At 74.9% G+C, this 19655-nt stretch carries 19 protein-coding genes; 12 read left to right on the top strand and 7 right to left on the bottom strand.

From position 1 onward, the window contains the following. Nucleotides 1-220: 220 nt before the first annotated feature. From C1I99_RS15805 to C1I99_RS15795, 3 genes are all read left to right on the top strand, one after another. Nucleotides 221-823: a TetR/AcrR family transcriptional regulator gene (locus C1I99_RS15805; protein ID WP_111134981.1), complete on the top strand. Its 603-nt coding sequence runs from the start codon at nucleotides 221-223 to the stop codon at nucleotides 821-823. 69 nt (nucleotides 824-892) lie between these two features. Next, nucleotides 893-1468 (top strand): TIGR03086 family metal-binding protein, encoded by a 576-nt coding sequence (locus C1I99_RS15800; RefSeq protein ID WP_111134980.1) that lies wholly within the window; start codon nucleotides 893-895, stop codon nucleotides 1466-1468. A gap of 165 nt (nucleotides 1469-1633) precedes the next feature. Then, nucleotides 1634-4537 carry a M36 family metallopeptidase gene (locus C1I99_RS15795; protein WP_111134979.1) on the top strand — a complete coding sequence of 968 codons (2904 nt, stop codon included), beginning with the start codon at nucleotides 1634-1636 and terminating at the stop codon, nucleotides 4535-4537. 85 nt (nucleotides 4538-4622) lie between these two features. On the opposite strand, the gene C1I99_RS15790 is transcribed toward C1I99_RS15795, so the two are convergent. Continuing rightward, a complete protein-coding gene (locus C1I99_RS15790) occupies nucleotides 4623-5456 on the bottom strand; it encodes a hypothetical protein (protein ID WP_111134978.1) in 834 nt (277 codons plus the stop codon). A 181-nt stretch (nucleotides 5457-5637) separates the two neighbouring features. Between C1I99_RS15790 and C1I99_RS15785 the strand changes: the two genes are divergently transcribed. Then, nucleotides 5638-6306, top strand: a complete 669-nt coding sequence (locus C1I99_RS15785; protein WP_111134985.1) for a class I SAM-dependent methyltransferase — start codon at nucleotides 5638-5640, stop codon at nucleotides 6304-6306. 9 nt (nucleotides 6307-6315) lie between these two features. Beyond that, a complete protein-coding gene (locus C1I99_RS15780) occupies nucleotides 6316-7497 on the top strand; it encodes a cytochrome P450 (RefSeq protein ID WP_111134977.1) in 1182 nt (393 codons plus the stop codon). Nucleotides 7498-8124: 627 nt separating this feature from the next. Here the strand turns inward: C1I99_RS15780 and bioD are convergent. Together bioD and C1I99_RS15770 are read right to left on the bottom strand one after the other, a co-directional pair. Continuing rightward, on the bottom strand, nucleotides 8125-8829 hold the full coding sequence (gene bioD / locus C1I99_RS15775; RefSeq protein WP_111134984.1) for a dethiobiotin synthase: 705 nt from the start codon (nucleotides 8827-8829) through the stop codon (nucleotides 8125-8127). Between the two features lie 139 nt (nucleotides 8830-8968). Continuing rightward, nucleotides 8969-10105: an 8-amino-7-oxononanoate synthase gene (locus C1I99_RS15770; protein ID WP_111134983.1), complete on the bottom strand. Its 1137-nt coding sequence runs from the start codon at nucleotides 10103-10105 to the stop codon at nucleotides 8969-8971. 166 nt (nucleotides 10106-10271) lie between these two features. Between C1I99_RS15770 and bioB the strand changes: the two genes are divergently transcribed. Genes bioB through C1I99_RS15755 form a run of 3 tightly spaced genes read left to right on the top strand, consistent with a single transcriptional unit; the run spans nucleotide 10272 to nucleotide 12010 of the window. After that, nucleotides 10272-11267 carry a biotin synthase BioB gene (gene bioB, locus C1I99_RS15765; protein WP_111134976.1) on the top strand — a complete coding sequence of 332 codons (996 nt, stop codon included), beginning with the start codon at nucleotides 10272-10274 and terminating at the stop codon, nucleotides 11265-11267. Beyond that, nucleotides 11264-11500: a biotin synthase auxiliary protein BsaP gene (bsaP, locus tag C1I99_RS15760; RefSeq protein WP_438941413.1), complete on the top strand. Its 237-nt coding sequence runs from the start codon at nucleotides 11264-11266 to the stop codon at nucleotides 11498-11500. The genes bioB and bsaP overlap by 4 nt, the downstream gene beginning before the upstream one ends. A gap of 3 nt (nucleotides 11501-11503) precedes the next feature. Then, nucleotides 11504-12010 (top strand): GNAT family N-acetyltransferase, encoded by a 507-nt coding sequence (locus tag C1I99_RS15755; protein ID WP_111134975.1) that lies wholly within the window; start codon nucleotides 11504-11506, stop codon nucleotides 12008-12010. Nucleotides 12011-12018: 8 nt separating this feature from the next. On the opposite strand, the gene C1I99_RS33980 is transcribed toward C1I99_RS15755, so the two are convergent. Next, complete coding sequence (locus tag C1I99_RS33980) at nucleotides 12019-12204, bottom strand: cellulose binding domain-containing protein (RefSeq protein ID WP_267897497.1); 186 nt, start codon at nucleotides 12202-12204, stop codon at nucleotides 12019-12021. Further along, the gene (locus C1I99_RS34790) at nucleotides 12117-12341 is read right to left on the bottom strand and encodes a cellulose binding domain-containing protein (protein ID WP_325049210.1); all 225 of its coding nucleotides are present in this window, start codon (nucleotides 12339-12341) and stop codon (nucleotides 12117-12119) included. The genes C1I99_RS33980 and C1I99_RS34790 overlap by 88 nt, the downstream gene beginning before the upstream one ends. 176 nt (nucleotides 12342-12517) lie before the next feature. Between C1I99_RS34790 and C1I99_RS15745 the strand changes: the two genes are divergently transcribed. Further along, nucleotides 12518-13228 carry an LPXTG cell wall anchor domain-containing protein gene (locus C1I99_RS15745; RefSeq protein ID WP_233512525.1) on the top strand — a complete coding sequence of 237 codons (711 nt, stop codon included), beginning with the start codon at nucleotides 12518-12520 and terminating at the stop codon, nucleotides 13226-13228. A 416-nt stretch (nucleotides 13229-13644) separates the two neighbouring features. Then, entirely contained in the window at nucleotides 13645-15210 is a 1566-nt protein-coding gene (locus tag C1I99_RS15740; RefSeq protein WP_111134973.1) for an aldehyde dehydrogenase family protein, read from the top strand. 91 nt (nucleotides 15211-15301) lie between these two features. On the opposite strand, the gene C1I99_RS15735 is transcribed toward C1I99_RS15740, so the two are convergent. Next, nucleotides 15302-16360, bottom strand: a complete 1059-nt coding sequence (locus tag C1I99_RS15735; protein WP_111134972.1) for a GNAT family N-acetyltransferase — start codon at nucleotides 16358-16360, stop codon at nucleotides 15302-15304. 144 nt (nucleotides 16361-16504) lie between these two features. Beyond that, nucleotides 16505-17209 (bottom strand): ACT domain-containing protein, encoded by a 705-nt coding sequence (locus tag C1I99_RS15730; protein ID WP_111134971.1) that lies wholly within the window; start codon nucleotides 17207-17209, stop codon nucleotides 16505-16507. Between the two features lie 150 nt (nucleotides 17210-17359). Here C1I99_RS15730 and C1I99_RS15725 point away from each other — a divergent pair, with 150 nt between their 5' ends. Beyond that, complete coding sequence (locus tag C1I99_RS15725; RefSeq protein ID WP_111134970.1) at nucleotides 17360-18445, top strand: phosphotransferase family protein; 1086 nt, start codon at nucleotides 17360-17362, stop codon at nucleotides 18443-18445. Further along, nucleotides 18445-19655: acyl-CoA dehydrogenase family protein (locus tag C1I99_RS15720; RefSeq protein WP_111134969.1), on the top strand; the 1211-nt coding region annotated here is incomplete at its 3' end. The genes C1I99_RS15725 and C1I99_RS15720, both read left to right, overlap by 1 nt.

Genomic DNA, 19655 nt, shown 5'->3' with positions numbered 1-19655 from the left:
CCTAGGGGGCTGGGTGGGTGGTCCTGACCGGCGGCTGGCGACCGGGGCCCCGGACGGGGTCGGCAGTCACGTGCGGGCGCGGGCGGAAACCGCAGGCAGCGCCCCGGGCCCGGACGGACGCCGGGGAGTGGCGCAAGTGTCCGGCTTCCGACTGTCGCGGGCCGCATCACCCGCCCCCGGTAACGGGCCGTGACCGGATGGATGGGCTACCGTAACGGGCGTGACGAGACGTGCGGCCGAGATCCGCCTGGATGCCCTGCTGCGCACGGCCTGTGACGTGATCGTGGAGCGGGGCTTGGCCAACACCCGCACGGCCGACGTGGCGCAGGCCGCCGGGGTCAGTCAGGCGTTGGTCTTCTACCACTTCGCCACCAAGGAGCGGCTGCTCGCCCAGGCTTTCGCGTACGCGGTCGAGCAGGATCTGGCCCGGCTGGACGCGGTAACCCGGTCCAGCGCGCCGCCGCTGACCAAGCTGCGGCGGATCCTCAAGCTCTACACCCCCGCCGGTCGCCCCACCTCCTGGTCGATGTGGATCGACGGGTGGGCGGAGTCGCTGCGGACGCCCGAGTTGGAGCGACTCTCCCGCCGCCTCGACCTGCGCTGGCGGCAGGACCTGGCCACGGTGATCTCGGACGGGGTCCGCGACAGCACCTTCGAGTGCGCCGACCCGGCCGGGGCCGCGTGGCGGATCAGCGCGGTGATGGACGGGCTGGCGGTTCAGCTCGCCGTGCACGACCGGGTGATCTCCCGGCGGCAGTTCGCCGAGTGGGTCCGGCTGGTCACCGCCCGGGAGCTGGGGCTGGACCCGGCACAGCTCGACTGATCCGCCCACTGCGGCGATGTACCGGGCAAATCGTCCTATTCCACTCCCACGGTCGGAACAATCGGCGGCATGGACCTGCTGGAGACGTACCGCCGCAGCCTGGCCGAGTTCACCGACCGGGTGGCGCAGGTCGACCCCGGGCAGTGGTCGGATCCGACCCCCTGCCCGGACTGGGACGTCCGCACGCTGGTCAACCACGTGGTCAGCGAGGACCGCTGGAGCGTCGCGCTGCTGGCCGGCCGGACGGTCGAGGAGGTCGGTGACCGCTACGCCGGTGACCAGCTCGGCCCGGACCCGGCCGCCGCGGCCCGGGAGGCGGCGGGGCAGGCCGAGCTGGCCTTCACCCACCCCACCGCGCTGCGCCGCACCGTGCACCTCTCCGCCGGCGACACCCCCGCGGACGAGTACCTGCACCAGCTCCTCGCCGAGCACCTGATCCACGGGTGGGACCTGGCGGTGGCGATCGGCGCGGACCCGCGGCTGGACGCCGACGCGGTCGCCGAGTGCGCCCGGTGGTTCACCCGCCGGATCACCGACTACCAACGGGGCGAGCTGGTCCGGCCGGGAGTCGACATGCCGGCGGACGCCGGAGCGCAGGACCGCCTCCTCGCCACCTTCGGCCGCGACCCGGACTGGGCGCCCTAGCCCAGCCGGCAGACCGCTCGGAGCCGGCACGACGCCTTGTCGCCACCCCGTCCGACTGGTATCCACATATGCGCATGCGTCACCGCGCAGCGCCGGGTCGGCCGATCGCCGGCCCTCCCGCTCCCACGAGGAGGTCCCGTGGCACTACCGGAGTGGACACCCTGAATGAGCCGGCGTCGACGCCGGCTCATCCCCGTTCTGGCGGCGACCGCCGTGGTCGTCGCCCTGCTACCGGCCGGCCCCACCGCCGCCGCGCCCACCGGCGGAGGACCCTCCGCCGAACGCCGCTCCGGCCCCTTCGCCGAAGGCCACGAGCACGCCGACGTCGACAACCGGACGGGCACCGTCACCCCCGATGCCCGGGCGCGAGGGCTGGCCCGCAGGGTCGACCCGGACGTCCGGTGGAACCGGCTCGGCACCCCGCACGCGCTCGGCCCCGGCACCGCTCCGCTCGCCACCGGGCTGCCCGCCGACCCCGAGGCTGCGGCCCGCGCGTACCTCACCGCCCACCCGGACCTGTTCGGCCTCGACGCCGCCACGGTGGCCGCGATGGACCGGCTGCTGGTCCGCCCGATCGGCACGGGCGCGGTGGTCACCCTCCGGCAGCGCTACGGCGACCTGCCGGCCGGCCACGACGGCCTGGTCACCCTCGCGGTTGCCGGCGGGAAGGTACTGTCGGCCAGCTCCTCGCTGTCCCGGGACACCACCCCGCCCGCGCCGGCCACCCTCACCCCGGAGCAGGCGTACGCGGTGGCGCTCGCCGACGCCGGCCTGGACGCCGCCACGGTACGCAGCCGCAGCGTCCACGAGGTCGCGGTGCCCACCCCGCTGGGCGGCCCCCGGGCCGCGTACGAGGTGACGCTGATCGGCGCGGACAGCGACCACCCGGCGGCGTTCACCACGTACGTCGACGGAATCACCGGGCAGGTGCTGATCCGGGAGGACCTGGTCGACTACGACTCGGACAACCCGAGCTGGGCGGTCTTCCCGGCCACCCCGCCGGCCGACCTGGCACCCGGGCAGGACCCCCGGGTGCGCTGGTGCGGCGACCCGTCGCCGGACTGCCGGGCCGCGTTCCGCGACCCGGCCACCGGCCAGCCCTGGGACGTCGACGCGACCACCGGCACCCCGACCGGCACCTCGCGCGGCAACTCCGCCCACACGGTGCTCTCCTGGGGCGCGGGCACCCCGGCCGTGCCGGCCACGCCCAGCGCCGAGCGCCGCTACGAGTACCCGCTCACCGACCAGTGGCACCAGGCCCGCTGCAACCCGGAGGTGTTCACCTCCGCCCGGCGCAACGACGGTGACGCGGCGATCGGCAACCTCTTCGCCATGCACAACCGGATGCACGACTGGGCCTGGCACCTCGGCTTCACCGAGGCCACCTGGAACCTGCAAGCGGTCAACCTGACCCCGGACGGGCTGGGCGGCGACGCCGAGCAGGGCCGCGCCCAGCAGGGCGCGCTGAGCGGCAACCGGAACAACGCCAACCAGGGCACCCCCCGCGACGGGCTGCCGCCGACCACCAACATGTACCTGTGGCAGCCGCAGGCCGGCGGGCCGTACCCGCCCTGCGTGGACGGCGACTACGACATGACGGTGATCGGGCACGAGTACACCCACGCCATCACCAACCGCATGATCGCCGGCCCGAACAGCGGGATCGGGGGGCACCAGGGCGGAGCGATGGGCGAGTCGTGGAGCGACCTGCTCGCCGCGGAGTACCTGTTCCAGCACAACCTGCGCGCCCCCGGCGAGACGCCGTACATCACCGGCGGCTACGTCACCGGGAACCTGGTCAGCGGCATCCGCAACCACGACTTCAGCCGCAGCCCGCTGAACTACTCCGACGTCGGCTACAACACGGGCGGCCCGGCCGTGCACGCCGACGGGGAGATCTGGAGCGCCACCAACTTCCGGGTCCGCTCCGCTCTGGTCAGGCGGTACGGCCTCGGCACCCCGCGGCGGCAGCTGGACTGCGCGCTGGGCGCGGTGCCGGTCGACCGGTGCCCGGGCAACCGGCGCTGGGCGCAGTTGGTCTTCGACTCGTTCCTGCTCCAGGCGGCCAGCCAGGTCAGCATGCTCGACATGCGGGACAACATGCTCACCGCCGACCTGCTCCGCTTCGGCGGGGCCAACCAGGAGCTGATCTGGGCGGAGTTCGCCCGCTCCGGCATGGGCCGGGACGCCGCCACCAACGGCGCCGGCGACACCGACCCGACGCCGAGCTTCGCCGCGCCGGGCGCCGACAACGCCACGCTCACCCTCCGCCCGAAGGGTGACAGCGCCGACGCGCCGATCCGGGTGTACGTCGGTGCGTACGAGGCACGGGCCGTCCCGGTGGCCGACACCGACCCGGCGACCCCGCTGCCGGACCGGGTCGAGCTGGTGCCCGGCACCTACCAGTTGCTCGCGGTCGCGCCCGGCTTCGGCCACCAGCGGCTGACCGTGGTCGCGAAGCCGGGCCGGGAGGGCTGGATCGACCTGCGGTTGAGCCGCAACCTGGCGTCCACCGCGTCTGGCGCGACGATCACCGGCGACGGGGTCAACCTGGACCGGATCGCCGACGACACCGAGGCCACCAACTGGGCCTCCCTGGACGGGGTCGCCGGCAGGCAGGTCACGGTAGCGCTGCCGGGGGACGCCCCACAGGTGGTCAAGCGGATCAACGTCAGCGCCATGCTGCGCCCGGCGATCAGCGGCGACGCCGACCCGGGCAGCCAGAACTCGCTCAGCGCGCTGCGCTCGTTCGCCGTGTCGGCGTGCAACGCGAAGACCACCGACTGCGCGGATCCGGCGAACTGGCGGCGGATCCACACCAGCGCGGCGGACGCGTTCCCGGGCGGGGCGTACCGGGCGTACGTGCGGGACATCAACCTGCGCGGGTTCGGGGTGCCCACCACGCTCGCCACGCATCTGCGGCTGGAGGTGCTGACCAGCCAGTGCACCGGCGGCCCGCACTACGCCGGGGAGCAGGACGACGACCCGGCGACCACCACCGACTGCGCGACCGCCAGCCCGGCGCGCGACCAGGTACGGATCGCCGAGTTCCAGGCGTTCGCCAGGTGAGACGCCCGTCGGGGCCGGTCCCTCCGGCCCCGACGGGCACGCCCGCCGGGTCGGTGCGGCATGTCACCGGCCTGGCGGCCCCCGATCAGCGGCGGGCCGGGCGCCACCGCGTCCGCCCGGCGGGCCGCTCCCACCGGTCCGGCCCGACGTCGTCGCCGTCCCCGCCGGCCGTACGGGTCAACTGGCGCAGCCGCATCAGCAGGCCGGCGCCGAGGAAGAGCAGCAGCCCGCCGAGCAGAAACGCGGCCTGCACCACGCCGAACCCGCCGGACTGCGACACCGGGCGTCCCGCCCCGGCCGCCGGCGGCACCTCCGCGACCGGCTCGTCGGTCGGCTCGGCTTCGTCGGTCCCCTCGATCGCCGGCTCGGTCGGCTCGGCCGGGGGGTCGGTGGGCTCCGCCGCCGGCTCGGTCGCGTTCGGCCCCACCACCGTCCGGGTAGCCGTCTGCCGGGCCAGCAGCCGCAGGTCCGGGTCGTACGCCTCGGCCTCCAGGGTGACCCGCCCCCGGGTGACGTCCTCGGCGAAGGCCAGCCGATAGCGGGCGGTGACCGTCCGGTCCGGGCAGAGGGTGCCGGGGTCGAGCTGCCGGTCGGTCAGCCGGGCCACATCGCCGTCGGTGCGGATCTCCAGCGGGAAGGAGCCGTTCTCCTCGACCCGGTCCATCTTCACCTGGTCGAGCCGGAGCCCCTGCACCCTGAGCACCATCGACCAGCGGACCTTGACGCAGCCGCCGTCGTCGTCGCTGCGGGACACCACCGCGGAGACGGTCTCCACCTGGTCACCGGCGGTGAACTCGTCCGGCAGGCCGCTCAGCTCGGTGGCGAAGGCCGCCTGCGCCGGCGAGGCCGCGGCGAGGGCGACTCCGGTCAGGCAGGCCAGCACCACCCCGGCCCGCAGCGCGTATTGCCACACCGTCACCACCGTTCCGCCCTCCCGTGGGTCGCCTCCACCCGACAACGCTAGGAGGGTGGGCGGCCGCCCGGTAGACGGGTGTGTTCGCACCGATCGCCAAGCGCGGCAGGGGTTTTCACCGACAGTGGTGAACCGGTCACCGCTCCCCCGCGACACGCCGTACCGGGTGGTCGGAGAGAATCAGCCGGTGTCCGAGCTCTCCACCGCCTTCGTCCGGCTGCACGCCCGGCTCACCCCGGTGGCCTTCGTTCCCGAGGTACGGCTGCACCAGGCCGACGAGCCCATCGGCCTCTGGGAGCTGACCGAGGGTGCGTTCCACAGCTCGCAGCCGCCGCCGTTCTGGGCGTTCGCCTGGGCCGGCGGGCAGGCGCTGGCCCGGTACGTCACCGACCACCCGGAGCTGGTCGCCGGCCGCCGGGTGCTCGACCTCGCCGCCGGCTCCGGCCTGGTCGCCATCGCCGCCGCGCGGGCCGGCGCGGCCGCCGTCCGCGCGGTGGAGGTCGACGAACTGGCCGTCGCGGCCGTCACGCTCAACGCCGAGGCCAACGGGGTACGCGTCGACGCGGAACTCGGCGACATCCTCGACGGCGACGCCGGCGGGGCGGAGGTGGTGCTCGCCGGGGACGTCTTCTACAGCGAGGCGATGACCAAGCGGATGCTGCGGTTCCTGCTCCGGGCCGCCCGGGCTGGCGCCCGGGTGCTGGTCGGTGACCCCGGCCGGGCCTTCCTGCCCCGCGACCGCTTCGACGAGCTGGCCGGCTACGACGTGCCGGTGCCGGAGGCCCTGGAGAGCGTCCGGGTGAAGCACACCACGGTATGGCAGTTGCGGGCCGGGCTGCCGGGGTCCGCGGGCTAGCGTGTCGGCGTGCTGTTCCGGAGCTGGGCGCAAGCGCCCGGGGCGCCCTGGCCGGACGTGGCCCGCGTCGCTGACCACGTGGGTGTCGAACACCTGGTGGTGACCCGGCACGCGCTGGTTCGGCAGGTGCTCACCGACCCGGTGGTCTACCGCCCGGACAACGCGCTGGACGCGGTGACCCCGGTGCCGGTGGCCGCGCTGCGGGTGCTGACCGGGCACCGGTTCCGGCTGCCGCCGACGCTGGCCAACAACGGCGGCGTCAGCCACCCGGGTATTCGGGCTGTCGTCGCCGACGCGCTGCACCCGACCCGGGTCGCCGCGCAGCGGCCCTGGCTGACCGCGCTGGTCCGGGAGCGGGTCGCCACGATCACCGCCGCGCTCGACGCCGGCACCCCCGTCGACCTCTACGCCGAGCTCGCCGCCGACCTGCCGCTGCTGGTGCTGGCTCGGCTGGTCGAGCTGCCGGAGGCACCGGTCGGCGTGGTGAAGGAGTTCGCCCGGGCGGCGCTGGAGCTGTTCTGGGCGCCGTTGGACGGCGAGCGCCAGCTGGCGCTCGCGGCCGAGGTGGGTCGGTTCCACCGGGTGCTGCGCGAGTTCGCCGCCACCGGGGGCGGCCTGGCCGCCGAGCTGCGGGCCGCCGGGCACCCGCCCGACGTGGTGGTCGGCGCACTGTTCTTCCTGCTGGTCGCCGGTCAGGAGACCACCTCGCAGTTCCTCACCCTGCTGCTGCACCGGCTGGCCGGCGAGCCGGCCGTGCTGGCCGGCCTGCGCTCCGGCGCGGTGCCGGTCGCCGATGTGGTCGAGGAAGGGCTGCGGTTGGAGCCGCCGATCGTCACCTGGCGGCGGGTGGCCGCGGTGGACACGACGCTGGGCGGCACGGCGGTGGCGGCGGGCAGCAGCATCGTGCTCTGGCTGGCCCGCGCCGGCCGCGACCCGGCCGCCGTGGCGGCGCCCGACGAGTTCCGGCCCGGGCAGCGTGGCTCCCGCCGGCACCTGGCCTTCGGGGCGGGCACGCACCGCTGCGTCGGCGACCAGCTCGCCCGGATGGAGGCGGCGGTGGTGGTCGCCGAGACCGCGCCGCTGCTGGACGGCGTGACGGTGGTCCGGCCGCCGTGGTGCCCGGACAATCTCACCTTCCGGATGCCCGACGCATTCGTCGTCCGCCGCCCTCGACCGGCCAGGTCCGCTTAGCCGCCCCGGGCGCCCACCACTGCGAGGCCCGTCACTGCGAGCCCGTCGGGACGACGAACCTCGTGGTAGGCGCTGTCGAGCTGCCCCATCTGTGCGACCGGCCGGGGCTGGCCCTGCCCGGCCGTGCGGGCCGCTCGACAGCGCCCGCAACCAAAGCCACCGACCGCCGCGCCCCACCCACGCGGGCAGCTCCACAGGCCCCGCAACCGAAGCCACCGACCGCCGCGCCCCACCCACGCGGGCAGCTCGACCGCGCCCGCCCACCTGGGGCCCGCCGGACCCTGTGGTGCGGGTGGTAGCTGACGAAGGTAAGGGGTGGAGGGTGCCGATCGGGCGCGGCGGCGCCCGCCGGCCGACCAGGACCGCCACGGCCAGCAGCAGCAGCGCGCCGGCCAGCGCCGCCGCGGCGTGGCGCGGGTACAGCGGGGTGATCCCGGCGTAGCCGACCGGCGCCGCCGTCGCCGCCCAGAGCAGCGCGTCGGCGGCCCACCGCCGGATGGTGCCCGGAACACCGCCGGCGCCCGGCCCGGACCTCCACGCGCCGTCCACGCGGGCGCCCCACCAGCTCTCCACGGCGGCCACGCTACCCACGCCCGACCTGCGGCGGCACCGACGAAAGTCAGGTGCTCAGCTGATCTCCTCGGCCCAGGCCCGCCAGTCGTCGAGGACTCCGTGCAGGGCCGGGGTGAGCCAGCCCGGGGCGGACCGCCGGAACACTCCAGGGTCCATCGCGCCGGCGCCCGCCGGGACCGCGCCGAGCAGGTTCGGCACCAGGTCGGTCAGATTGGCCCAGTGCACCAGCTCCGGCTCGGCCGGCCACGCGCCGATCACCACGCCGGCGGGCACCGCCCGGCGCTCCAGGGCCTCCAGGGTCAGTGCCGTGTGGTTGAGGGTGCCGAGGCCGGCCCGCGCCACCACCACCGCCGGGCAGCCGAGGGAGACCGCCAGGTCGGCCACCGTCCAGGGCTCCCCCGAGGGCCGCAGTCCCATCGGTACGAGCAGCCCGCCGGCGCCCTCGATCAGCACCAGGTCGTGCTTGTCGGCCTCCTCGCGGACCGCGTCGACGGCGGTGTAGAGCTCCAGCGGCTCCAGCTCCGCGACCCGGGCCGCGGCGAGCGGGGCGAGCGGGTCCGGGAAGCTGGCCAGGGTGCGGCCGGTCAGCGGGGCGGCCAGCCGGGTAACGGAGTCGACGTCGCCGGGCTCGCCGGTGACCGTACCGGTCTGGCCGGGTTTGATCACCGCGACCCGCAGGCCGGCGGCCTGCGCGGCGGCCGTGACCGCCGCCGTCACCACGGTCTTGCCCACCTCGGTGTCGGTGCCGGTCACCAGCACCGGCCCGCGCCACGGCCGGGTCACGGCGCCACCTCAGTTCGCGACTGCGGGGCTCGCGAACCCGGCTCACTCCTCGCGCTCACGGCCGCCACCTCAGTTCGCGACTGCGGGGCTCGCAAACCCGGCTCACTCCTCGCGCTCACGGCGCGCACTCCACGACGACCTCCAGGGCCTGCTCGAAGTCCGCCCGGGGCACCCCCGCACCGATGGTCAGCCGCAGCCGCGAACGGCTGTCCGGGGTGGATGGTGGGCGGAAGCAGCCGACGGCGACCCCCCGGTCCCGGCAGTCGGCGGCCCAGGCGGTGGCCGCCTCGGGGCCGGGGGCGGTGATCGAGACGACCGCGGCGTCCGGGGCGGAGACGGTCAGCCCGGCCGCGGTCAACCGGCGCACCGCGAGCGCGGCCCGCTCGGCCAGCTCCGCCCGCCGGTCGTCGGCGGCGCGGGCCAGCCGGACGGCGGTGTGCACGCCGGCCGCCACCGCCGGGGGCAGCGCGGTGTCGAAGATGAACGTGCGCCCGGTCTCCACCAGGTGCCGGACGAACTCGGCCGGGCCGGCGACGACCCCGCCGGCGCCGCCGAGCGCCTTGGACAGTGTGGCGGTGACCACCACGTCCGGTTCGCCGGCCAGCCCGGCGGCGGCCACCGCCCCGGCGCCCGCCGGGCCGGTCACGCCGAGCGCGTGCGCGTCGTCGACGAGCAGCAGCGCGCCGTGCCGGCGGGCCACGGCGTGCAGCCGGGCCAGCGGGGCGAGGTCGCCGTCGACGGAGAAGACCGACTCGGTGACCACCACGGCCGGCCGGCCGGGCGCCGCGGCGAGCGCGTCGGCCACCGCCGTCACGTCGGCGTGCGGGGTCACCACCGTCTCCGCGCCGGCGATCCGGCACCCGTCGATCAGCGAGGCGTGGTTGTGCGCGTCGGAGACGAGCAGCGTACGGGGCTGCACCAGGGCCCGGACAGCGCCGAGGTTGGCCAGGTAGCCGGAGGAGTAGACCAACGCGCGGTCGGTGCCGAGCCACTCGGCGAGGCAGTCCTCCAGCGCCTGGTGCGCATCGGTGGAGCCGCGCACCAGGCGCGACCCGGTGGCCCCCAGCCCGTACGCCGACAGCGCCCGCGCCGCCGCGGCGATGACCTCGGGGTGGGTGGCCAGGCCGAGGTAGTCGTTGCCGGCCAGGTCGACCACGGCGTCGCCGGCGGCGCGCGGTCGCAGCCGGCGGGTCAGCCCCGCCTTCGCGCGCAGTTGTGCGCGGCGGTCGAGCGCCGCCAGCCAGTCCGCCACCATCACCCCCACGCCGCCTGTCCCGGCCGCCGTCGACCGCCTCCGCCGGGCGAAATTACCACCCGGGGCCGCCGACCCGGTGCTTCCACCCCGGGCGCCGCCCGCCTCGCCGCCCCAGCCACGCTGGCCGTTCCTCGGGCTCAGGCGGCCTTGTAGGGTACGAGCCATGCCAGAGATCCTCGACCAGGCCAGGACCCAGGTCCTGGGTGACGGTGTCGGCCTCGACGAGGCCGGCGTCCTCGCCGTGCTGAACCTGCCCGACGAGCACCTGCCCGCCGCCCTCCAGCTCGCCCACGAGGTACGGATGCGCTGGTGCGGCCCGGAGGTCGAGGTCGAGGGCATCGTCTCGCTGAAGACCGGCGGCTGCCCGGAGGACTGCCACTTCTGCTCGCAGTCCGGCCTGTTCGCCTCCCCGGTGCGCTCGGTGTGGCTGGACATCCCCTCCCTGGTCGAGGCGGCGAAGCAGACCGCGGCGACCGGGGCGACCGAGTTCTGCATCGTGGCTGCCGTCCGCGGCCCGGACGCCCGGCTGATGAAGCAGATGCGCGAGGGTGTCGCGGCGATCAGGGCGGAGGTCGACATCCAGGTCGCCGCCTCGCTGGGCATGCTCAGCCAGGAGCAGGTCGACGAGCTGGTCGACATGGGCGTGCACCGCTACAACCACAACCTGGAGACCTGCCGCTCCTACTTCCCGAACGTGGTCACCACGCACAGCTGGGAGGAGCGCTGGGAGACGCTGCGGATGGTCCGCGAGTCCGGCATGGAGGTCTGCTGCGGTGGCATCCTCGGCCTCGGCGAGACGGTGGAGCAGCGGGCGGAGTTCGCCGCGCAGCTGGCCGAGCTCGACCCGCACGAGGTGCCACTGAACTTCCTCAACCCCCGCCCCGGCACTCCGCTGGGTGACCGTCCGGTGGTCGAGGGCAAGGACGCGCTGCGGGCCATCGCCGCGTTCCGGCTGGCCATGCCGCGCACCATCCTGCGGTACGCGGGCGGCCGGGAAATCACCCTCGGTGACCTCGGCACCCGGGACGGGCTGCTGGGCGGCATCAACGCGGTGATCGTCGGCAACTACCTGACCACGCTGGGTCGGCCGGCCACCGACGACCTGAAGCTGCTCGACGACCTGAAGATGCCGGTCAAGGCGCTCTCCGCGACGCTGTGAGCACCCCGGTGACGACGAGCGACGCGGGGCACCCGGCCCACCCGGCCGCGCCGGGTGCCTGGTGCGACCGGTGCGGCGAGCCCGCCGGCACCGGCGACCACCCGGCCTGCCGGGCGTCCCGCGAACTGGAGCCGCCCCGGTACTGCGCGCACTGCCGTCGCCGGATGAAGGTGCAGGTGCTGCCGGTCGGCTGGTCGGCGGTCTGCGTCGCGCACGGCGAGATCCGGGGCTGAGCGGTGCTGCGGGGCCGGGCGGTGACCCTACGGCCGGCCACGGCCGCGGACGTGCCCGCCCTCGCGGCGATCCGCGCCCACCCCGAGGTCCGGCGCTGGTGGCGCGGCGGCGACGACCTCGCCGCCGCGGTGCGCGCCGACCTCACCGACGACGACCTGACCGTGTACGCGATCGAGCACGACGGCCGGGTCGTCGGCGCGATCCAGTGGTACGCCGAGGACGACCCCGACTACCGCCACGCGAGCATGGACATCTTCCTCGACCCGGCGGCACGCGGCGGCGGGCTCGGCGGGGACGCCATCCGCACGCTGGCGCGGCATCTGATCGACGCCCACGGCCATCACCGCTTCACCATCGACCCGGCGGCGACCAACACGGCGGCCATCCGCGCGTACGCGAAGGTCGGGTTCCGGCCGGTGGGCGTGCTGCGCCGCTACGAGCGCGGCGAGGACGGTCGCTGGCACGACGGCCTCCTGATGGACCTTCTCGCCGACGAACTGGCCGACTGAGCCGCGTCCTACTGCTCTGCGACTGGGGCGTCCGGCCTGCCTGTCACGGAAGGGCAGCCGCTCACCCGCGGACCGCGGGTGCCGTTGTAGGAGACGTTGGTCGCGGTCACCGCCGTCCCGCTCTGACGGTACGTGGCCGACCAGCCCTGCCCGGCCTGCTGCCCGGTGGTGGGAACGAGAAGGCCAGAGTCCAGCCGTTGACGGTGGCCGTACCGGTGTTGGTGATCGTGGTGGTCGCCGTGAAGCCGGTGTGATCTCCCGCGTCACCTTCTTGTGAGGACCGCCCACGGTGGACATCGCCGAGCCGAGCCCCAGCGTCGGGCGCGCCGATTGCGTTACATCGACACGCCTGCGGAGCGTGACGAATCTCGAAACCCTGCCGGATCGGACCGCAGGTCAGCAGAGCTAGAACCGATCATCGGATGTCGCGGACGGTGACGTTTTATGCGATCATGTGCTGTCCCCTCGACCAGTTCCGGAGGAATCCTCATGCCACAGCGTCGGCGCGTGGCGCGCGCGGCTGTTTCCACTGCCGCCGCCGCGGCCTGCCTCACCCTCGCCACTCCCGCGTGGGCGTCCAGCACCGTCCCGCTCCACTCGGATCACGAGGGCAAGACGGCCGCCAACTTCTCTGAGCAGAAGTGCGACGACCCGAAGTTCGACAACCTTCCAGCCGGCCACGACGGCTGGCACTTCGTGCTGCCGACCAACGGGGCCGGTGACTTCGAGAGCCTCACGCTCACCTTCTCGGCCGGCATCGCCGGCACGGTGACCGTGAACGTGCCGGACCCGACGGACCCGTACACCGACTTCCTCTCCTCCACCGGTGGCCGGAACCCGCAGGTCAAGCACGCGTACGTCTTCACCCCGGCGGGGTGGACGCTGGTCGACGGCACCGCCACGATCAGCGGCGAGGCTGACCGGTTCAACCTCAGCCACACCTGCCCCGGCACCCCCGTGACGCAGTCGCCGACCCCGACGCCGACGCAGACGCCGACGCCGACTCCCACGGAGTCCGATTCGGAGTCCCCGAACCCGTCCGTGACGCCGTCGAACAGCGGCGGCGCGGGCGGCGGCGACAGCGACGACGAGGGCGGGCTGCCGGTCACCGGCGCCGCCGCCACCACCATCGCCCTGCTCGGCGTCGGCCTGATCGGCGGTGGGGCGACCCTGCTGGTGCTCCGTCGTCGGCGCGACAACATCACCTTCACCAGCTGATCCACTCAGCCGCCCGACCGGCCGCCGGACTCCTCGTCCGGCGGCCGGTCGCGTCTGCGCCGTCGGGCGGCAGCACAGCCGGCATGCGCCGAAGGCGACCTGGAGCGCCGGTGGCAGCCGCTCGGGGCGGGATCGTTGATCCGTCCGGGCCGATGGCCCGTACTGACGGGTAACCCGGTCGACGTCGCCCGGAGATTCATCACATCATCGGCTACCATCGATTAAATCGACACATACGCCCAGCTCATGGCGGTGGTAGACGGTCGATGGGTCGCGCCGCGGCCGGCCGGACGCGGGCGTGGCGTCCTGACATACGAACGTACTGTTGCCGCCCCGCTTCCCGGCGGGCGACAGTACGCGACACCAGCGGTGCCATCGACGCCGCCGCTCCCCCGGACGACCCTGAGGAGATCGCGATGGCTCTACGACTCGCCGACGGCACCGCCTGGTCCGACGTCCTCGCCCGCGCGGTGGCCGCCGCCCCCGAGGCGTTCGGCCCCCCGCTCGACGGCGTCACCACGCTGCACAACCTGGTCTCCGGCGACTGGCGCCCGGTCGGCGCGCCGACGCCGGTACGCACCCCGGTGGACGGCGCCGTGCTGGTCAACCTGCCCCGGCTGGACGCGGAGACCGCCCGTGCCGCGGTCGCGCACGCCGCCGCAGCGCACCGGGACTGGGCTGACACCCCGCTCGCCGAGCGCAAGGCCCGGGTCACCGACGCGCTGGACGCCCTCACCGCCCACCGCGACCTGCTCGCCCTGCTGCTGGTCTGGGAAATCGGCAAGCCGTGGCGGCTGGCCTGCGCCGACGTAGACCGGGCGCTCGACGGCGTCCGCTGGTACGTCGGCGAGATCGACCGGATGCTCGACGGCGGACGGGAGCCGCTGACGGGCCCGGTCAGCAACATCGCCAGCTGGAACTACCCGATGAGCGTGCTGGTGCACGCCGAACTGGTGCAGCTGCTCGCCGGCAACGCGGTCATCGCCAAGACCCCCTCCCAGGGCGGCGCGGTCTGCCTCACCGTCGCGCACGCCCTGATGCGCCGGGCCGGGCTGCCCGCCACCCTGCTCTCCGGCAGCGGCGAGGAACTCTCCGAGGTCCTCGTGCGGGCGCCCGAGATCGGCGCGGTGGCCTTCGTCGGCGGGCGCTCCAACGGCGGCAAGGTCGCCGCCGCGCTGCTGGACACGGACAAGCGGCACTTCATCGAGCAGGAGGGGCTCAACGCCTGGGGCATCTGGGACTTCTCCCAGTGGGACCTGCTCGCCGGGCATCTCAAGAAGGGCTTCGAGTACGGCAAGCAGCGGTGCACCGCGTACCCCCGGTTCGTGGTCCAGCGCGACCTGGTCGACCAGTTCCTGGACATGTACCTGCCGGTGGTGCGCTCGGTCCGGTTCGGCCACCCGCTGGCCGTCGGCGACGACTGGTCCGCCGGTGACCCGCTGCCCGAACTGGACTTCGGCCCGCTGATCAGCGCGGCCAAGGCCGAGGAGCTGCGCCGCAAGGTCGACGAGGCGGTCCGCGGCGGCGCGGTGCCGCTGCACCGGGGCAGGCTCGACGGGGCGCCGTTCCTCGACGGCCAGGACACCTCCGCGTACGTGGCCCCGTCGGTGCTGCTGGCCCCGCCCGGCCGGTCCCGGCTGATGCACGCCGAGCCGTTCGGGCCGGTCGACACCATCGTCGTGGTGGACACCACCGACGAGCTGCTCGCCGCGATGAACGCCTCGAACGGGGCACTGGTCGCGTCGCTGGCCTGCGACGACGAGGACGAGGCGGCGAAGCTCGCGGTCGACCTGCAGGCGTTCAAGGTGGGCATCAACAAGCCGCGTTCGCGGGGCGACCGGGAGGAGCCGTTCGGCGGGCGGGGCGCCTCCTGGAAGGGTGCCTTCGTCGGCGGCGACCTGCTGGTGCAGGCGGTCACCCAGGGCGGCGACGGCCGGCTCTACGGCAACTTCCCCGACTACAGCAGCTACCCGGCGACCTGACCGGGCACTGGGCCGGGTCGGTGACGACGGACCCGGCCCGGTGGACGGGTTGCGCCGGCCCCGGCGGGACGTGACCGGCCCGCGGCGCCGGTCAGCGACGGCTGTCCGCGCGGGCGGGCGCGTCGGCGACCAGCGGCACGGTCAGGGTCAGCAGCGACCCGTCCCGTTCCGTCGGCGTCGGCCGGCCCAGCCGGCGCAACGTCCGCAGCATCGGCGCGTTCTCCGCCTGTACGTGCAGGACCAGGGCCGCGTACCCGGCCTGCTCGGCGTGCCGGACCAGCCGGCGCAGCAGCGCCGAGCCGAGCCCGCGCCGCTGCCAGTCGTCGCGGACCAGCAGCGCCACCTCGGCCTCGTCGCCCTCGGCGAGCAGGTTCGCCATCGCCACCACCGACTCCGGCGCCCCGTCGGCGCCGGTGGCGGTGGCGAGCAGGGTGAGGCCGCGCGCCGGCTCCAGCAGCCGGCACAGCCGGGCCGGCGACGGCATCGCCCCGCCGAGGTAGCGGCGGTGCCGGCTACGCGTCGAGCACCGCTCGTGCAGCTCGACGACGCCCGCCAGGTCGTCCCCGCTGGCCGGGCGTGCGGTCGGCTCGGAGCCATCGGACAGCACGAGGGTGACCTGCTCCGCGGCCCGGCGCGCGACGCTCGCCGCGAGCTCCACCAGGGCCTGGGCCCGGGCGTACTCGGCCGGGGTGAAGTCGGGCGCGGCACGGCGCAGCACGAACGCCCCACCGCTCGGGTCGGCCAGCAGCATGGTGGTGTCGGTGATCCCGGCGCCGGGCCCGGCCGACGCCGGTCGCCAGGTGACCGTGTCCGCGTCGAGCAGCGTGCGCAGCGCCTCGCCGGTCGCGTCCGGGTCCCGCACCAGGCGGTTGGCCAGCCCGAGCACCCGGGTGGGCTGGTCGGCCAGCCCGCGCGCCTCGCTGCGCGCGACCCAGCAGTCTCGCCCCCGCCCCCGCTCGACGGCGGCGACGATGTCGACCTCGTCGAGCGCGTCCGGCGCGTCGACCAGAAAGTCGTCGACCGCGCCCCGCTCGGTGGTGTGCACCTGCACGGTGAGGATGTTGACCCCACGCAACGCCAGGCTCGCCGTGAGCACCGACAGGTAACCCGGCCGGTCGTCCACGGTGGCCCGGATCCGCCACAGCGTCATGGTGTGCTCCCTTCCCCCGGTACGACCCTCGCCGGTGGCTGTTGCCGGCCGGTTGCCCCATGGTGACGGCTCGGGATCCGCCCCTGCGGCCTGCGCCACACCGGCCGGTGGGTATCCGTCGCGGCCGGGACGCTGTCGGGCGGATCACGGATTGGAGATCACCGGTGGCGTGCCGACCACGTCGAGCCGGTCGCCGAGGATCACCGCGCTGGCCCGGACCAGCTGCGCCAGCCGGTCCACCTCGGTGGAGTGGAACGCCGCCGCGGCGAGCGTGTCGCTGCGTTCCCGCGCCAGCACCAGGACCAGGCCGGCCCGGCCGAACGGCGCCACCGCGAAGTGATCGCCGTCGGGCGTGGTCAGCGCGCGGGCGCGCAGCGGGGTCACCTCGGGCAGCCGCAGTGGTACGGGCGCCCGCCAGCTCGCGTGCCCCACGGTCGCCGCCGTGGACGCACCGCCGCGCGAGGCCCAGTCGAGCGGCACCACCGCGGCCACCGCCCAGTCGGCCGCGAGCAGTCCGGGCACCGCGTCGACCAGGGTGGCGACGCCGTCGGCCGGGTTCGCCGCGACCTGGGCGAGCAGCTCCGCGTCCTGCCCGGTGGTGGTCGGCGCGCCGATCGCCCGCCACACCCCGTCCACCCGTACGCCGGGGATGGCCGCCAGCCCGGCCATCAGCCGCTCCACCCGGGCCGCGCCGGGCCACACGACGGTGAAGTCGTCCACCGCCCGCCCGCCGAGGCGCTCCAGCACCACCACCTGGACGATGTCCGCACCGGACACGCCCATGGTGCGCGCGACCTGCCCGAGCGTGCCCGGACGATCCGGCAGGGTGACCCGAAGTCGCAGCAACATGTGTGAACCCTCCGCTCGGCAGGCCGGCGCCGCTGGCCGGCAGGCTGGTCTCCAGCCTGGTCACCGACCGTTTCATCCCTGTTGCGGAGGGATATCCCGAGGGCAAATTCTGACCTTGACAACCTGGTCGAGCTCCCCTCAACTATTCGGATGACCGATCCGGCCGTCGACGCGTTCCGGCCGGGGATCGCCCCGGCCACCTCCGCCCCCCGGGGCCTGGATCTCGACCGGCTCGCCGGCTACCTGGCCCGGCAACGGCCGGAGCTGACCGCCGGGCCGCTGAGCGCCCGCTTGATCGCCGGCGGCAAGTCGAACCTCACCTACCTGCTCCGCGCCGGCGGGCGTGAGCTGGTGCTGCGCCGCCCGCCACTCGGGCACGTGCTGGCCACCGCGCACGACATGGCCCGCGAGTTCCGGGTCATCTCCGCCCTCGCCCCGACCGAGGTGCCGGTGCCGCAGGCGCTGCTGCTCTGCACCGACACCGAGGTGATCGGCGCGCCGTTCTACCTCATGGAGCGGGTACGCGGCGAGGTGTTCCGCACCCGCGTTCAGACCGACCCGCTCTCCGCCGGGCAGCGGCGGGAACTGGCGATGGCGATGATGGACACGCTGGTGGCGCTGCACACGGTCGACCCCGCATCGGTGGGGCTGGCCGACTTCGGCCGGCCGGAGGGCTACCTGGCCCGGCAGGTCCGCCGCTGGTCCGGGCAGCTCGACCGCTCCCGCAGCCGCCCCGTGCCCGGCATCGACGAGCTGCGCGACCTGCTCGCCGCCACCGCGCCCGAGGGCGCCAACGCCGGCCGGATCGTGCACGGCGACTACCGGCTGGACAACCTCCTCGCCACCGTCGACCCGGTCGCCGTCCGGGCGGTGCTCGACTGGGAGATGGCCACCCTCGGCGACCCGCTGGCCGACCTCGGCCTGCTGCTGACCTACTGGGACGTGCTCGGCGACAGCGACGCCGCCGCCGGCAACCCGGTCGCCGACGGGCTCGGCCCCCGCGCCGGCTTCCCCACCGGTGCCGACCTGATCGAGCGGTACGCCGGCCGCAGCGACGTCGACGTCGGCCCGCTGCACTGGCACGTGGCGCTCGGCTGCTTCAAGCTCGCGGTGATCTGCGAGGGCATCTACTACCGGCACACCCTCGGGCAGACGCTCGGCGAGGGCTTCGACCGGATCGGCGACATGGTGGCCCCCCTGGTCGAGCACGGGCTCAGCGCGGCGAGGGAGCAGTGATGGACTTCGGGTACGACGCCCGCACCGAGGAGCTGCGGGCCGAGCTGACCGCGTTCCTGACCGAGCACGTGTACCCGGCCGAGGCGGTGCACGCCGAGCAGGTGGCCGCCGCCGGCGACCCGTGGGCCCGCCCGCCGGTGCTGGCCGAGCTCAAGGCCGAGGCGCGCAGGCGCGGCCTGTGGAACCTCTTCCTCCCCGACCCGCGCTACGGCGCCGGCCTGACCAACCTCCAGTACGCCCCGCTCGCCGAGCTGACCGGGCGCAGCCCGCACCTCGCCCCCGAGGCGCTCAACTGCGCCGCGCCGGACACCGGCAACATGGAGCTGCTCGCCGAGTTCGGCTCGGCGGCACAGCGGGAACGCTGGCTTCGCCCGCTGCTGGAGGGCGAGGTCCGTTCGGCGTTCTGCATGACCGAGCCGGAGGTCGCCTCCTCCGACGCCACCAACATCGCCACCCGGATCACCCGCGACGGCGACGAGTACGTCATCAACGGGCGCAAGTGGTGGTCGTCCGGGGCGATGGACCCGCGGTGCGAGATCTTCATCGTGATGGGCAAGACCGACCCGGGGGCGGACCGGCACCGGCAGCAGAGCATGATCCTGGTCCCCCGGGACACCCCCGGCGTCACCGTCCGCCGCGGCCTGACGGTCTTCGGCTACCGCGACGCCCCGCACGGAGGCCACGCGGAAATCGACTTCGACGACGTACGGGTGCCTGCCGAGAACCTGGTCGGCGCGGAGGGCGCCGGCTTCGCGATCGCCCAGGCGCGGCTCGGGCCGGGCCGGATCCACCACTGCATGCGGCTGATCGGCATGGCCGAGCGGGCCCTGGAGCTGCTCTGCCGGCGGGCCCTGGAACGGGTCGCGTTCGGCCGTCCGCTCGCCGAGCAGGGTGTGGTCCGGGAGTGGATCGCCGAGTCGCGGGTGCGCGTCGAGCAGGCCCGGCTGCTGGTGCTCAAGACCGCCTGGCTGATGGACACCGTGGGCAACAAGGGCGCGCACACCGAGATCCAGGCCATCAAGATCGCCACCCCGGCCACGGCGGAGTGGGTGATCGACAAGGCGATCCAGGCGTACGGCGGCGCCGGCGTCAGCCAGGACACCCCGCTCGCGGCGCTCTGGGCCCAGGCCCGCACCCTGCGCCTGGCTGACGGCCCCGACGAGGTGCACCGCGCCTCCCTCGCCCGCCGCGAACTCCGCCGCCACCTCCC

The organism is Micromonospora deserti (assembly GCF_003236335.1).
In the GTDB taxonomy this organism is placed as follows: Bacteria; Actinomycetota; Actinomycetes; order Mycobacteriales; family Micromonosporaceae; genus Micromonospora; species Micromonospora deserti.
This window is presented reverse-complemented; position numbering and strand designations above follow the sequence as displayed.

Excerpts from the sequence above, each read along its gene's own strand:
- C1I99_RS15800 (WP_111134980.1), top strand. The coding sequence starts at position 893 with ATGGACCTGCTGGAGACGTACCGCCGCAGCCTGGCCGAGTTCACCGAC.
- C1I99_RS15795 (WP_111134979.1), top strand. The coding sequence starts at position 1,634 with ATGAGCCGGCGTCGACGCCGGCTCATCCCCGTTCTGGCGGCGACCGCC.
- bioB (WP_111134976.1), top strand. The coding sequence starts at position 10,272 with ATGCCAGAGATCCTCGACCAGGCCAGGACCCAGGTCCTGGGTGACGGT.
- C1I99_RS15740 (WP_111134973.1), top strand. The coding sequence starts at position 13,645 with ATGGCTCTACGACTCGCCGACGGCACCGCCTGGTCCGACGTCCTCGCC.
- C1I99_RS15735 (WP_111134972.1), bottom strand. The coding sequence starts at position 16,360 with ATGACGCTGTGGCGGATCCGGGCCACCGTGGACGACCGGCCGGGTTAC.
- C1I99_RS15730 (WP_111134971.1), bottom strand. The coding sequence starts at position 17,209 with ATGTTGCTGCGACTTCGGGTCACCCTGCCGGATCGTCCGGGCACGCTC.
- C1I99_RS15725 (WP_111134970.1), top strand. The coding sequence starts at position 17,360 with ATGACCGATCCGGCCGTCGACGCGTTCCGGCCGGGGATCGCCCCGGCC.